The sequence below is a fragment of the uncultured Gilvimarinus sp. genome (assembly GCF_963972205.1).
Taxonomy (GTDB): Bacteria; Pseudomonadota; Gammaproteobacteria; order Pseudomonadales; family Cellvibrionaceae; genus Gilvimarinus; species Gilvimarinus japonicus.
The window spans coordinates 419,160-433,717 of the sequence record NZ_CAXAUC010000001.1 but is presented as its reverse complement, the minus strand read 5'-3'; the positions used below and the strand labels follow the sequence as shown (position 1 = coordinate 433,717).

The window sequence follows — 14,558 nt, the reverse complement described above, 5'->3', positions numbered from 1 at the left end:
ACTTCCACAAAAAGGTGAGAAGTTTCAGTACAATAGCGGCTCATAAGCCAAAAAGGGCGTAAAACGTCCTACTAACGACCACATATTTAATGACTGGAACGCTGATGTCTAATGCAACGCAAGATGCTGCCGTTGACGATCTAAACGTCGTCTCGCAAGAGCTGTTGATCTCACCGGCCGAACTCAAACGCGAGTTACCGCTGAGCGATCACGCCCGGCAGGTGATTACCGAAGGCCGTGAAACCATCCGCAACATCCTCGATCGTAAAGATCCGCGGATATTTGTGGTTATTGGCCCCTGCTCTATCCACGACGTAGAGGCCGCCAAAGACTATGCGGCACGCCTGAAAAAGCTGGCAGCAGAAGTGAGCGACAGCATTTATGTGGTTATGCGCGTTTACTTTGAAAAACCCCGCACGACAGTCGGCTGGAAAGGTCTAATCAACGACCCTTACTTAAACGACTCGTTTAAGATTCAAGAAGGGTTGCACATCGGTCGCAAGCTACTGCTGGACATCACCGAGCTCGGGCTGCCCACCGCGACTGAAGCACTCGACCCGATTTCGCCCCAGTACCTGCACGATCTCATCAGCTGGTCAGCGATCGGGGCGCGCACCACGGAATCGCAAACCCACCGGGAAATGGCCAGTGGTTTATCGTCCGCAGTCGGCTTTAAAAATGGCACCGACGGTGGCTTAACGGTTGCGATCAACGCATTGCAGTCGGTATCTAACCCGCACCGTTTTTTGGGTATCAATACCGAAGGGCAAGTGTCGATTATTCACACCCGCGGCAACAGCTACGGCCACGTCGTATTGCGCGGTGGCAACGGCAAACCTAATTACGATTCCGTCAGTGTTGCCATGTGCGAAGAGGAGCTGGAAAAAGCGAAAGTCACACCCAATATTATGGTCGACTGCAGCCACGCCAACTCCAACAAAGACCACAATTTGCAGCCACTGGTAATGGAAAACGTTGCCAACCAAATCGTAGAGGGCAATAAGTCGATTATCGGCTTGATGGTCGAGAGCAATATCGGCGCTGGCAATCAAAAGATTCCCGAGGATTTGAGCATGCTTGAGTACGGCGTATCCGTTACCGATGCCTGCATTGACTGGGAAGCAACCGAAAAAGCTTTGCGCGATATGCGCGATAAAATTAAACCTGTACTCGCAAACCGCAATAACTAATAGCGCGGGTTACCCGAGCCAAACGTAAAAAGCCCCGCACAAGCGGGGCTTTTTACTGATAAGTTAGGTACTGATTACCCCTCTTCACCGCCGACTAATAATCCCAGGCAACCCCAACACTGATCGTGTAATCGTCCTGCTCTGGAATAATGCCGTTTTCATCGGCTTGCGGTTTGTCGGTATAGTTCCAGTCATAACTTAACGTCAACTCCAGTCGGTCGGTTAAATCGACGTTAAGCCCAGTCTCGATATAATGCTTGTAGTTACCGGTAGCGTTGTTCGTAAACTGGGGCTGATACTTTAATGTGTAGGTTATGTCGCCGGTAATATCATACTCGAGCTGTGTATCGGCCAGCAACGCTGGTGTTTCTTCGGTTTTATCCGAGCCCGCCGGAGCCGTCGTGTACTCGAGGTACTGATAACCGGGACCACCACTGACCGTCCAAGTGACACGATCACTGTCGGCGATATAGTAACCGATAAAAACACCGACGGTTGCCCGGTGCTCAATGTTCTGAAAACGATCGCGAAAGTATTCTACATACCCCGGCGTCCAATAAGTACGTGGACTGATAAAAACATCGTAGCGACTGTTGGCCCGATGGCTTTCTTCAGTACGGACACCTTGCACCTCGGTTGTGCCAGCGTCATAAGAAAACGCAAACCGCGAGCGCGCCGAACGCCGGGTTAAATCGACATCGGTATCAAAAGAGCGCTCATCAACATTACCGCCCTTAACACTGCCGGCAAAGCCGATGCGAAACTGCCATAAATCGAGCTCATGCTCACCACTGGCGGACATAGAGACGATAGCGCTGCGCGAGTACTGACTCTTGACCGGCCCGGCAAAGGCCAAGGTTTTTTGATCGATTTTAACCGGCCCAATCACCGTATCACCCGACTCTAATCGAATGCTCATGCTTTGCGACGACAGCACTCGCGCAACATCATCCCAATCAATACTCAGATCGTCCAATTGGTCTGAGTCAAAGTCCAGCACCTGATCGTACAGGCCGATGATTTCACCCTTAAGCCACTCGCCAGAAGTAAACTGAATCCAGTCCCACCCATCGAGGTACTCCGGCGCTTTGGGCCATTTGGTCGGGTTTTTATTGACACTCGCCGCCGGCGCTATTGGTGAGGTTTGCGGCGCAGTATTGGCGGGGTTTACGGCTGCAGGCTCGGCACTTAGCACAGGATTAGACAACACCAGCGCCGTGACCGCGAATAATGAGAGGCGCCTTACGTTATCGCCCATGATATGAATAGCACAAAAAAATAGCTGTTTGGGGCAGGTGTCCATTGCCATTACCCTAAATCTGAATTAATCCGCGAATCGCTTGGTTGCTAGGGCAAGACGAGCGACTCGCTGGCCGATCAATAATATGCCTGTGTGCGATCCGTATGGTCGGTGATATCACGAATCCCTTTAAGCTCGGGCAACTTCTCCATTAAAGCTACCTCAACGCCATTTTTCAAGGTCATATCAACGGCGCTACACCCCTGACAACCGCCGCCAAAGCGCAAAATAGCGTAGCTGTCGTCGGTGATCTCGACCAAACTAACCTCACCACCGTGGGCCGCCAAGCCAGGGTTCACTTCATTATAGAGCACATAATTGATGCGATCCTCAAGCGGACTATCATCGGTCACTTGAGGCATTTTTGAGTTGGGAGCACGAATCGTAAGTTGGCCGCCCATACGATCAGCCGCATAGTCGACCTTGGCATCTTTCAGATACGGCAAGCTACGCTCTTCAAAGAAAGCCTTAAAGGCATCCAGCTCGACGGTTACATCACCCTCTTTCACCTCACCCGGACGGCAGTAGGCGATACAAGTTTCAGCTTGTGGCGTGCCCGGATTGGCAACAAACATACGAATGCCAATATCGGCATTGTCTTCTTGCTTGTCGAGCAGCTCTTTAAGGTAGGTCTGTGCGGATTCGGTAATTTCTACATTGGCCATATCGGACTGTACTACACCTGTTGTATACCTGATTAATTTACTCAGGTATTTTACCCCATCTGACCGCCAAATAAAAACACTCGCCCGCAAAGAAACAAACCAAGCTCTCGCCTGCAAGATTAGAAATCACTTAACCTTTAGCGCCTACTGCGTTGTTTTTGGCTGTTTTTATCGAGGTATGAGCCTGGTAATTTTACGGGATCGTCAAGCTCATGACGGCCGCGTTGCATCGCATCACTAAATGCCGCTGCCATAATACCGGTGGGCATTGCCACCATTGCGACACTGGCAAGTGCAGACAGCGCTGCGAACAGGCGACCGAGCTGTGTTACCGGGTACACATCACCATAGCCCACGGTGGTAAAAGTGATAATGGCCCACCACATGGCGCGGGGGATACTGCCAAAGGCCTCGGGCTGAACATCCTTTTCTACCCAATAGAGCATAATAGAGGCAAGCACAATCATCATCGCGGCCACCACCACACTGATCGACAACTCATAGCGTCGCGAGACGATCGCCGCGAGCAAATAATGCACCGAACGGGAGAGCTTGCCAAACTGGGCTAACCGTGCGATCCGCAGCAGGCGAACAAACCGCAGCATTAACGATTCAGTCCCCACAACACCAACCAACAAAGGCAGTACGGCAACAAGGTCAATCAAGGCAGCGGGTGTCACTAGATAGCGTAAGCGCCCGGCCACCGGATGCCGGTAACGACCGTCCTCGACGCACACCCAGACCCTGAGCAAGTACTCCAGCATAAATACCGAGCTAAACGCCACCTCGAGCACCCGTATCAATTGCTCCTGCCCATCGCTAATGCTCGGCTCTGTCTCCAGAATTGCACCGATAAACGATAACAAGATCAATATACAGAGCACCCAATTCACCGGCGACAGACCGTAGCCCCATGCGGCGGGCTCTAACTGAACATGAAGCCGATGGCGCAGCGACTTGCGTACCATGCCCTACTCCTTGATGCTTTTACCTTACTGGCCGTTATGTTTAAAAAGGGCATTCGACACGGCCACAGACTGTCGAGCCGTCATCGGGACTCACAAACTCTAGCTCCGCCGCGTGTAGCAGCAAGCGTGGCGCTGCCGCACGGATAGCGTCGGGCGCATAGAACTGGCACCCCAAAATGGGGTGGCCAATAGCACTGAGATGCACCCGAAGCTGATGCGAGCGACCTGTCACTGGGTACAACGCCACTCGGCTCGTATCAGTGACCGAATCGTAACTAAGCCTATGGTAACGCGTTAGCGAAGGTTTACCCGTTTGCTCGCAAACTTTATAGCGCGGACGATTTTGCTTGTCCGGCGCGATGGCCAGTGCAATTTCGCCATCCTCCGATGGCAGCTCCCCACTCACCACAGCTATGTAGGTTTTACGCGTCTCACGCTGCTCAAACTGACGGGCAATGGCGGCGTGTGCCCGCTTGTGGCGAGCGACCACCATAACCCCCGAGGTATCAAAATCGAGACGATGCACCATGGAGGCATTGACGTACTCCAGCTGCAGGCGGGCTAATACACAGTCGTAATTGGCCCGGTTGCGCCCGGGCACACTCAGCAGGCCAGCGGGCTTAGCCACTAAGACAAAGCCTTCCTCCTCGCGCAGGATGTCGACAGGCTCACTGCATTTGGGCAGCACCGCTAAGTGATCAGTTGGGCTATTCATACATGGGTTGACCGGTCGGGGGCAAAAGCGAGTAGTATACGGGTTGATGCCCACCAAGGTAACTCTTGAGGTGAACTCGACACATGAACTCAAAAGACAGCAACACCCGCAAGCCCACCTCTAAGCTGAGTGTCTTTCAGGTTATTATTAGCACGTTGGCAGCTGCGGTGGGAGTGCAAAGCAGCCGTAACCGCGAGCGCGACTTTAGCGGCAACAACCTGTTCACCTATGTCGCCGCAGGGCTGATATTTACCGCTGTGTTTGTCGCCGGGTTAATTATGTGGGTGCAGCACTTATTGGCAAGCAGCTGATGTAACGGCGCGCTCCCGCGCAGCTAATCCAAGTTGCGCCACAGGTGCGTGGTACCTACATCGCCAGCGCGCAACAGCTTCTGTAAGTTACCTTTAAAAGCCCTCACCTCGGTCGCCGGCAGGTTACTAAGAAAGCTGGCTTGATGCGCTCGCGCGCACTCATCAATCGCCGGCATTTCAGCACTGCCATACTCCGTCAAGGTCACTCGCACGCTGCGTCGATCACCGTCGTCATGGGTGCGCAATATTAGCGTTTTCTCCGCCAGACGATCCAACAGCCGGGTAATCGCCGAGCGATCAATACCCAGGCAATCGGCCAGCTGAGCCGGGGTCTGTGCGTTGTTATGGTAAAGGCAATTAAGAATCATCCACTGAGGCCAGCTAACCCCGGCATCTTTTAGCGCAAGATTAAAACTCTCACGCATTAAGCTCGCCAAGCGACTAATCCAGTAAGTGTAGCTGCCGTGCAGCTCAAAGCTCTGGGGCATGGTTCTACTCAGTTGATACCGGCGATAAGACGCGAGCAAGCGCTAAGCACAAACAACATCGAGTACCCACAGAGCACTGACCGATAATTGGGAAGGAGCTAGACCCGCCAACCGATAGCGCAAAGTGCATACCCGATAAAATTGCCCGCTGCTGCGGCTGCAATGGAGCTACAACAAAGCGTTAAAACAGCTTACTGCCCGCTAATCCAAAATATACAGGTGGCGACAAAAATGGCTATCAGTGAAACGGCCGCTATGGCATCCGCTACGCTATCGCCTTGATCTTGCATTTCGATTTGGTCATTCATTATTTTTATTCTCCCGTCAAAGGTTGCCGTTAGCACCTTAGTTTTTAGGTCGTGGTTTATGGAGAGCACGCCAGATTTGCAACCGCCAAATCTGTATTTGTGCTAGTGGCCCACTTAAACTCTAAGGTTTAAGTTTAGACATAAGGCCCAGCAATCCATGCGTTACCGTTCCCATCATGCTCACTCTCTTATACATAAAACCATTAGACTCTGCAACCCCTAGCCCGCTGTTATAACCAAATGATTTTGGCTTAGACATAACTATTCGTTTGAATCTAAAGGGCAAATTGTTATGGTGCCGCCTCTGGGGCCTTACATCTCGCGATCTGCGAGGTTTTCGTGTATCCTTGCGCGCCTGCCAGATCTGAGGATTGACCTCACATTCTCTCTACGTAGACGGTAAACGATTTATGTATATTTACGACGAGTATGATCACGCGATCTTAAAACAGCGTGTCGCCCAGTTTCGGGATCAGACCGAACGCTATCTTGAGGGCTCGTTATCAGAACAGCAATTTCTGCCGCTGCGCCTGCAAAACGGTCTGTATATTCAGCGCTTAGCACCAATGCTGCGAATTAACGTGCCTTACGGCATGCTCAACACCGTTCAGCTGCGACGTTTGGCCCGCATTGCCCGCGATTACGACAAAGGCTATTGCCACGTCAGTACCCGCCAAAACATCCAGTACAACTGGCCTGCCCTTGAGCAAGTGCCAGATATTCTGCACGAACTGTCCGAGGTCGAAATGCACGGCACGCAATCTAGCGGCAACTGCATTCGCAACATCACCTCGGATCAGTTTGCTGGCATTGCCCCCGACGAAGTGGTCGACCCGCGCCCTTACTGCGAAATCATCCGTCAGTGGTCCAGCTTTAACCCTGAGTTTGCGTTTTTGCCGCGCAAATTTAAAATTGCCATCTCTGGCTCTGAGAGCGATCGTGCCGCCATTGCGGTGCATGATATTGGCCTCCAGCTGGTTAAAAACGACGCCGGTGATATTGGCTTTAAAGTACTTGTAGGCGGCGGCTTGGGTCGCACCCCGGTCATCGGTAGCGTTATCCGTGAGTTTTTACCAGAAGCCCATATCCTGACCTACCTAGAGGCCATTTTGCGGGTATACAACCTGCACGGCCGTCGAGACAACAAATACAAGGCACGGATTAAAATTTTAGTGCGCGCCATGAAACCTGAAGTATTTGCCGAAGCTGTCGAGCAAGAGTGGGCGCACCTAAAAGATGCTCCAAGCACCTTGCGCGCCGAAGACATTAGCCGCGCTAAAGGTTACTTTACCGAGCCGGCCTACGAGGCGCTGGATGACAGTGCCGCTCAAGCGGCTCTGGGTTCGCAAAAGGCCGATAACATCGCGTTCGGGAAATGGCTGGAGCGCAACGTTCGCGCCCATCGCGTGCCCGGCTACGCTGCGGTAACACTATCACTGAAGCCCACCGGTATCGCGCCTGGCGATATTACCGACACTCAGCTAGAGACCATCGCCGATCTCGCTGACCAATACAGCTTTAGTGAGGTGCGCACCACCCACGAGCAAAATATCGTGCTAGCCGATGTGAAAAAGTCAGATCTGTTCACTTTATGGCAAGCTGCCAAAACGGCAGGCTTTGCCACGCCAAACATTGGCACCCTGACCGACATCATCTGCTGCCCCGGCGGTGATTTCTGCTCGCTGGCCAACGCCAAGTCGATCCCCATTGCCGAGGCGATTCAGCGCCAGTTTAGCGATTTGGACTACGTGTACGATCTGGGCGAGCTCGATGTCAACATCTCGGGCTGCATGAATGCCTGCGGCCATCACCACGTGGGTCATATTGGCGTGCTCGGCGTCGACAAAAAAGGCGAAGAGTTTTATCAAGTCATGCTTGGCGGTAACGCTGGCAACAACGCGTCACTGGCCAAGGTGCTCGGGCCCGCATTTGACGCCGATCAAATGCCCGAGGTTGTACAAAACGTAGTCAATGTCTACCTCGAGCACCGCACCGATGAAGAACTCTTTATCGATACCTACAACCGCATCGGTCTTACGCCATTTAAGGAGCGCGTCTATGCCAAAGCTAGTTAAAGATGGCGTTATTGTCGACGATCAGTGGCAAGTGCTGCCCAAGCCCGAAAGTGATGCGAGCACCAGTGTCCCCGCCGGACAATGGCTTGTCCCGTTAACGGTTTGGCTAGCGCAACGAGATGCCCTACAAGCCCGCACCGACATAGGGGTATGGCTCGACAGCGACGAAACGGCTGAGCAAATTGGCGCAGACGCCAACAGCCTGCCGGTTATTGCGGTTAACTTTCCAAGCTTTATGGACGGCCGGGCATTCTCAACCGCGCGTCTGTTGCGTGAGCGCTTTGGCTTTACCGGTGAACTGCGTGCTATTGGTGATTTTATGCGCGACCAGCTTTGCTATTTGAGCCGCTGCGGCGTCAATGCCTTTCAGTTTGCCGACGATCAAGTCGACCTACATCAAGCGATAAAGTCTTTGGATGACTTTACCGAGTTTTATCAAGCCGGTGTCGACCAACCAATCCCGCTGTTTCGACGTCGCACCGCATAACCAGCACTAACGACCCACAAAAAAGCCCCGAACCTCGGGGCTTTTTTGTGGCTGTATTGAGAGTAACGACTGCTTGTTTGTTATTTAGCTGGCCCACTATGAAAGCGGAACTCGGCATCCACCTCTTGCACCAAACGCTTTTCTCGCGTCAAAAACAACTCGACCCTGTCATTTATTGAGTCGCCTTCTGCGGCTTTTTGAGCGAGCTTTAAATAGTCTTTAAAGTGACGCGCCTCTGACTTAAGCAGTGACAAATAAAACTTTTGCAGCTCCTCATCTAAGTGCGGCGCCAGCTTGGCAAAACGTTCGCAAGAGCGCGCCTCGATAATCGCCCCTACGATAAGAGTATCCACTAAACGAGCCGGCTCGTGGGTGCGAACCGGTTTGCGCAACTCGGCGGCGTACCGAGCAGCCGAGATCTGCTCATAGGCAATACCGCGGCTCTGCATAATCGCAATGACTTGCTCAAAGTGGCGCAACTCTTCGCGAGCCAGGCGCGACATCTTATTCAGTAATTCAAAATCATCCACATAACGATACATTAAGTTCAGCGCGGTAGATGCGGCCTTTTTTTCGCAGTTTGCATGATCGAGCAACAACAAATCTGGATTGGCGAGCGCCCCCGCTATCCAGCTATCCGGTGTTTCACACAACAAAAAATCGTTAATCGCCTGTAAATCATTCATAAAACAACCTTGCTTACCCGGGCAAACCCGGTGCAATGTAACGCTCATAATAAGCGCAAGACAGTGCGTAAAAATCTTTATCGATATCGTCACGAATAACCGTGAGCGGGCAGTCGCGCCACTCTCGACGCAATGCAAGACCATAATCCGGTAGCGATGAAATCTGGCTGGCGCCGGCGCGCAGCAAATCAAACACCCAGCATTGCGGCGTTTGCTCGGGCTTAAACTGGATTTGCTGGTGTTGAATTTGGGTCAACAGAAGCGCCTGATCAATAACCTCAATCCGGTTGTCGACCACTTGCGTCAGATAGCTCTCTAGTCGCTGGGCGATAATACGACGCTGCTCTTCGCCATAGGCATTCCAATGAATAACCTCATGAGAAAAGCGTTTGCACCCACGGCAAACAGCGTCACCAATGCCGGTTGAGCAAATGCCGACACAAGGTGTTTTAACGGGTTTAAATACAGCCATGTCAGTCCGGTACGATGAATCGGGCCAGTATTTTACACGGTTAAAGAGGCTGGTGCGCGCACCGCGGCAAAGATACTACCACGGCGCGCATTGTCAGTTAGTACGGCAAGCCGGCAACATCCAGCTCAATAGACCAGAGCGCACCGGCACCGGTCAGATACAGGGTTTTGCCATTTTCGCCACCAAAGGCACCATTGGTGATGTTGGCGTCAACATGGATGATGGCGATCTCATCGCCCTCGGGGGTAATAACCCGCACCCGTTGCTTGGTATGCTCGGTGACGTAGATGTTTCCCAAACAGTCGATTGCCATACCGTCGGGCACCGTAACGTCAGCCAGTAAAGTCTGCCCAGCACCCGCCTCGCCATTGTCGAGCGGATAAGACCGCACAAAGCCATTTTCGCCTCCACCGGCGACATACAGCGTTTGCTCGTCGGGCGACAGCGAGATACCGTTAGGGTTAGCAATAGTGTCATCAACAACACTGACTTGCCCCTGTGCATCTACGCGATAAACCCGCGTCGCGTCTTGGCCACCGGGCGCTGCTGCGCGCTGAAAATCAGGGTCGGTAAAATAAATATCCCCCCGGGCACTCATCGTTAGATCGTTCGGGGAGTTAAAAGCCTGACCTTGATACTGGCTCGCCAACTCCTGGCGCTGACCATCCTTCAGGTTAAACCTCGCGACCGCTTTATACTTGTGGGTGCCGGCAATAAGCTGGTTGGCATTATCGATTGCCAACCCATTGGTACCAGCATCGGCCAGCACCACCGCAACTTCTTGGCCATCGTAGCTTAATACGTTGGATGGAAAACCAGCACCAAAGCCAAAGCGCGAAAACAACAGCTTATCGCCCACCCATACTGGCCCTTCGTATAAGCCAGGCGCACTAAAATCCGCCGCCTCTATCCGGGTGGCCTCAAGCGCACCTCTGGGTGCCTGGTATTCCCCAGCGGCGCAGTAAGTGTCCGACCTCACCGGCTGAACATCGCTAACATCGTGTGTGGTCGACTGCGCACAGGCAGTGACTGACAAGGCAAAACCTAGACTAACTAATGACTTTTGCATGGGCATCTCGTGGCTCGGTACGGGAGAGGTTTAATCGCTTGGCTGATTAACTTATAAGCGTATTCATGTTTTTCGGCATCTTAGCAGAAATGATTGCGTTACCATAGCGCATTTGCCGGCAGCTCATTTACTCGCAGCAGTTAACAGTCTGGGCGTCATGCTGTATAATTCGCGCCCGATTCGCCCTGTTGAGGGCACCTCATCCATGTGGGTCATGGATAGCCTCCAAAGCAGCGATCCTGCTAGCGGAGTACATCAAATTAAAACCAGAGGATCACAATCGTGCTTGAAGCCTACCGCAAACATGTTGCAGAACGCGCAGCAGAAGGAGTTCCACCTAAACCATTAAACGCTGAACAGGTTGCAGGCCTGGTCGAGCTATTAAAGAACCCACCCGCGGGTGAAGAGGATTTTCTGCTAGAGCTGATCACTGAACGTGTTCCCCCCGGTGTCGATGAAGCAGCCTATGTGAAAGCGGCATTTCTCAGCGCCTTGGTTGACGGCGAAGCACAATCGCCGCTGATTGATCGCGCTCACGCCGTTAAACTGCTGGGCATGATGCACGGCGGTTACAACATCGAAACCTTGGTTAAACTGTTAGACGACAACGAACTAGCGCCACTGGCGGCCGTTGAGTTGAAGCACACCCTATTGATGTTTGACGCCTTCCACGACGTCGAAGAAAAAGCCAAAGCAGGCAACGACATTGCCAAAGACGTGATCCAATCTTGGGCCGATGCTGAGTGGTTTACCGGTCGTAAAAAAGTCCCCGAGAGCACCAAGCTCACCGTTTTTAAAGTCACGGGCGAAACCAACACCGACGACTTATCTCCTGCGCAAGATGCGTGGTCACGCCCTGACATCCCACTGCATGCACGCGCCATGTACAAAATGAGTCGCGACGGCATCACCCCCGAAGACGAAGGCAATGTCGGCCCAATCAAGCAAATTGATGAACTGTTGGCCAAAGGCAACCCGCTGGCGTTTGTCGGCGACGTCGTCGGCACCGGCTCTTCGCGCAAATCAGCCACCAACTCAGTGCTGTGGTATATCGGTGAAGACATTCCCGGCGTACCCAATAAGCGCACCGGCGGTGTTTGTATTGGCGGCAAAGTAGCGCCTATTTTTTACAACACGATGGAAGATGCGGGTGCTCTGGTATTTGAGGCGCCGGTAGACGATTTAAACACCGGCGATGTCATTGACGTTCGCCCCTACGAGGGCAAGATCCTCAACGCCGAAACCGGCGAGGTGATTTGCGAGTTTAACCTTAAGTCAGAAGTGCTATTGGACGAAGTGCAAGCCGGCGGCCGGATTCCGCTGATCGTGGGACGCGGTTTAACCAGTAAGGCACGCACCTCACTAGGCCTCGACGCTGGCGATATGTTCCGTCTGCCCGAGCAACCTGCCGACTCTGGCAAAGGCTATACACTTGCGCAAAAAATGGTAGGCAAAGCGTGCGGCACCGCCGGTGTACGCCCTGGCACTTACTGCGAACCACAAATGACCACCGTTGGCTCGCAAGACACCACCGGCCCAATGACTCGCGACGAGTTAAAAGACTTGGCCTGCCTTGGTTTCTCGGCCGACTTAACCATGCAGTCTTTTTGTCACACCGCCGCTTACCCCAAGCCCGTCGACATTGAAACCCAGCACACCCTGCCCGACTTTATTATGAATCGTGGTGGCGTGTCTTTGCGTCCAGCTGACGGCATCATCCACAGCTGGCTAAACCGTATGCTGTTGCCCGACACCGTGGGTACCGGCGGCGATTCACACACCCGCTTCCCGCTGGGCATTTCGTTCCCGGCAGGTTCTGGCTTGGTGGCGTTTGCCGCCGCTACCGGGGTCATGCCGCTGGATATGCCAGAGTCGGTACTGGTGCGCTTTAAAGGCGAAATGCAGCCGGGCATCACCCTGCGTGACCTGGTTAATGCGATTCCGCTGTACGCCATCAAAGACGGCCTACTCACCGTCGACAAAAAAGGCAAAAAGAATATCTTCTCGGGCCGCGTCCTAGAAGTTGAAGGCCTGCCAAATTTAAAAGTCGAGCAAGCCTTTGAGATCTCCGACGCTTCCGCCGAGCGCTCGGCGGCAGGCTGTACCATCAAGCTTGGCGAAGAACCCATCATCGAATACCTAAAATCCAACGTTGTGATGCTGCGCTGGATGATCGAACAAGGCTATGGCGATGTTCGCACGCTGGAGCGTCGAGCCCAAAAGATGGAAGACTGGCTGGCCAACCCTGAACTAATGGAAGCCGACCCCGATGCCGAGTACGCAGCGGTAATCGAGATTGATCTGGCCGACATTAAAGAGCCTATTTTGGCCTGCCCGAACGATCCGGACGATGTGAAAACCTTGGCCGAAGTACAAGACACCAAGATCGATGAAGTGTTTATCGGCTCCTGCATGACTAACATCGGTCACTTCCGCGCCGCCGGTAAATTGTTAGACGCCTCTAAAGACGAGCTGGCGACCCGCTTGTGGATCGCACCACCAACCAAAATGGACGAACACCAACTGATGGAAGAAGGTTACTTCAACATCTTTGGCCGCAAAGGGGCGCGTACAGAAATGCCTGGCTGTTCATTGTGCATGGGGAACCAAGCACGGGTAGCGCCCGGCTCGACGGTGGTTTCTACTTCGACCCGCAACTTCCCCAACCGCTTAGGCCAGGGCGCCAACGTTTACTTGGCATCGGCCGAGCTGGCAGCGGTGGCGGCCATTATTGGCAAGATCCCCAATAAAGAAGAGTACCTAAGCTACACCAGCGATCTTAATAGCATGAGCGCGGATATTTACCGTTACCTCAACTTTAACGAGATCGAGCAATACCAAAAAGCCGCGGACGAAGGCAAGCGTATCGCCGCAGTAGAAATTCAAAACGTTGCGGTTTAATCCCGCGACTTTTTGAGCAAAAAGCCCACCAAAAGGTGGGCTTTTTTGTGTATGCAGATAAATAAGGAAGCCAGCAATGCGTAAAGAACCCAGCATTCTTATTACCGGGTGCTCAAGCGGCATCGGTTACTATTGCGCCAAAGCACTGCAGCGAGACGGCTGGTACGTTATTGCCAGCTGTCGCAAACAGGCCGACGTATTAAAGTTGCAAGCCGAAGGCTTAACATGCGTCCAACTGGATGTATCCAGTACCGAGAGCATAACCGCCGGGCTCAGCAAGACACTGGAGCTTACCGGCGGCACCTTAGATGCGCTGTTTAACAATGGGGCTTACGGCCAACCAGGCGCCGTGGAGGACTTAACGCGAGACACCCTGCGCCAACAGTTTGAAACTAATTTTTTTGGCTGGTGCGAGCTAACCAATGCTGTGCTAAAAATAATGCACAAACAACAATCCGGTCGCATTATTCACAATAGTTCAGTCTTGGGGTTTGCCGCGATGCCCTTTCGGGGTGCTTACAACGCCAGCAAGTTTGCACTAGAAGGCATCACCGATACCTTGCGCCTAGAATTGGCCGATACCAACATCAACATATGCTTGATCGAGCCCGGCCCCATTAGCAGTGAGTTTCGCGCTAATGCACTGCGCGCACTGGATGCCAATGTCGACATCAACAGCAGTCGCTTTGGGTTTCAGTACGCTTCGGCCATTGCACGTCTCAGTAAGCCTGGCCCCGCATCACGTTTCACACTGGGCCCTGACGCCGTCTATAAAAAACTACAGCATGCCTTAACCGCCAAAACACCAAAAGCACGCTATTATGTCACCTTTCCCACTCATTTAATGGGCACGCTTAAGCGCTTTTTAAGTACGCGAGCGATGGACAGAATATTGGGGCGAATTAAAAGTTAGGAGCCGCATT

The 14,558-nt window shown here is 52.8% G+C and carries 14 protein-coding genes; 6 read left to right on the top strand and 8 right to left on the bottom strand.

Annotation, left to right across the window (positions count from 1 at the left end; translation table 11 throughout):
• The first annotated feature begins 104 nt into the window (after positions 1 to 104).
• The gene (locus tag AACY82_RS01815) at positions 105 to 1,190 is read left to right on the top strand and encodes a 3-deoxy-7-phosphoheptulonate synthase (protein WP_339615051.1); all 1,086 of its coding nucleotides are present in this window, start codon (positions 105 to 107) and stop codon (positions 1,188 to 1,190) included.
• 94 nt (positions 1,191 to 1,284) lie between these two features.
• On the opposite strand, the gene AACY82_RS01810 is transcribed toward AACY82_RS01815, so the two are convergent.
• The 4 genes from AACY82_RS01810 to AACY82_RS01795 all read right to left on the bottom strand — a co-directional run bounded on the left by AACY82_RS01810 (position 1,285) and on the right by AACY82_RS01795 (position 4,838).
• Positions 1,285 to 2,493: a DUF481 domain-containing protein gene (locus AACY82_RS01810; protein ID WP_339615050.1), complete on the bottom strand. Its 1,209-nt coding sequence runs from the start codon at positions 2,491 to 2,493 to the stop codon at positions 1,285 to 1,287.
• Between the two features lie 74 nt (positions 2,494 to 2,567).
• Entirely contained in the window at positions 2,568 to 3,155 is a 588-nt protein-coding gene (gene nfuA, locus AACY82_RS01805) for a Fe-S biogenesis protein NfuA (protein WP_339615049.1), read from the bottom strand.
• Positions 3,156 to 3,292: 137 nt separating this feature from the next.
• On the bottom strand, positions 3,293 to 4,123 hold the full coding sequence (locus AACY82_RS01800) for an ion transporter (protein WP_339615048.1): 831 nt from the start codon (positions 4,121 to 4,123) through the stop codon (positions 3,293 to 3,295).
• A gap of 40 nt (positions 4,124 to 4,163) precedes the next feature.
• A complete protein-coding gene (locus AACY82_RS01795) occupies positions 4,164 to 4,838 on the bottom strand; it encodes an RluA family pseudouridine synthase (protein WP_339615047.1) in 675 nt (224 codons plus the stop codon).
• Positions 4,839 to 4,921: 83 nt separating this feature from the next.
• Here AACY82_RS01795 and AACY82_RS01790 point away from each other — a divergent pair, with 83 nt between their 5' ends.
• Positions 4,922 to 5,149, top strand: coding sequence for a DUF2970 domain-containing protein (locus tag AACY82_RS01790; RefSeq protein WP_339615046.1), 228 nt, complete (start codon positions 4,922 to 4,924; stop codon positions 5,147 to 5,149).
• 23 nt (positions 5,150 to 5,172) lie between these two features.
• Here AACY82_RS01790 and AACY82_RS01785 read toward each other — a convergent pair whose 3' ends face one another.
• Positions 5,173 to 5,637 carry a MarR family transcriptional regulator gene (locus AACY82_RS01785; protein ID WP_339615045.1) on the bottom strand — a complete coding sequence of 155 codons (465 nt, stop codon included), beginning with the start codon at positions 5,635 to 5,637 and terminating at the stop codon, positions 5,173 to 5,175.
• Between the two features lie 718 nt (positions 5,638 to 6,355).
• On the opposite strand from AACY82_RS01785, the gene AACY82_RS01780 reads away from it, so the two are divergent.
• Both AACY82_RS01780 and AACY82_RS01775 read left to right on the top strand, forming a co-directional pair.
• Positions 6,356 to 8,020, top strand: a complete 1,665-nt coding sequence (locus tag AACY82_RS01780; RefSeq protein ID WP_339615044.1) for a nitrite/sulfite reductase — start codon at positions 6,356 to 6,358, stop codon at positions 8,018 to 8,020.
• Positions 8,004 to 8,507, top strand: a complete 504-nt coding sequence (locus AACY82_RS01775) for a DUF934 domain-containing protein (RefSeq protein WP_339615043.1) — start codon at positions 8,004 to 8,006, stop codon at positions 8,505 to 8,507. Before AACY82_RS01780 ends, AACY82_RS01775 begins: the two co-directional genes overlap by 17 nt.
• 80 nt (positions 8,508 to 8,587) lie before the next feature.
• Here the strand turns inward: AACY82_RS01775 and AACY82_RS01770 are convergent, their stop codons facing one another.
• From AACY82_RS01770 to AACY82_RS01760, 3 genes are all read right to left on the bottom strand, one after another.
• Positions 8,588 to 9,193, bottom strand: a complete 606-nt coding sequence (locus tag AACY82_RS01770) for a tRNA-(ms[2]io[6]A)-hydroxylase (RefSeq protein WP_339615042.1) — start codon at positions 9,191 to 9,193, stop codon at positions 8,588 to 8,590.
• A gap of 13 nt (positions 9,194 to 9,206) precedes the next feature.
• Positions 9,207 to 9,665, bottom strand: a complete 459-nt coding sequence (locus AACY82_RS01765; protein ID WP_339615041.1) for a DUF1289 domain-containing protein — start codon at positions 9,663 to 9,665, stop codon at positions 9,207 to 9,209.
• Positions 9,666 to 9,762: 97 nt separating this feature from the next.
• Positions 9,763 to 10,734, bottom strand: coding sequence for an SMP-30/gluconolactonase/LRE family protein (locus AACY82_RS01760; RefSeq protein WP_339615040.1), 972 nt, complete (start codon positions 10,732 to 10,734; stop codon positions 9,763 to 9,765).
• A 282-nt stretch (positions 10,735 to 11,016) separates the two neighbouring features.
• On the opposite strand from AACY82_RS01760, the gene acnB reads away from it, so the two are divergent.
• Positions 11,017 to 13,635: a bifunctional aconitate hydratase 2/2-methylisocitrate dehydratase gene (gene acnB, locus AACY82_RS01755; RefSeq protein ID WP_339615039.1), complete on the top strand. Its 2,619-nt coding sequence runs from the start codon at positions 11,017 to 11,019 to the stop codon at positions 13,633 to 13,635.
• 76 nt (positions 13,636 to 13,711) lie between these two features.
• Positions 13,712 to 14,548 (top strand): SDR family oxidoreductase, encoded by an 837-nt coding sequence (locus tag AACY82_RS01750; RefSeq protein ID WP_339615038.1) that lies wholly within the window; start codon positions 13,712 to 13,714, stop codon positions 14,546 to 14,548.
• Positions 14,549 to 14,558: the final 10 nt, after the last annotated feature.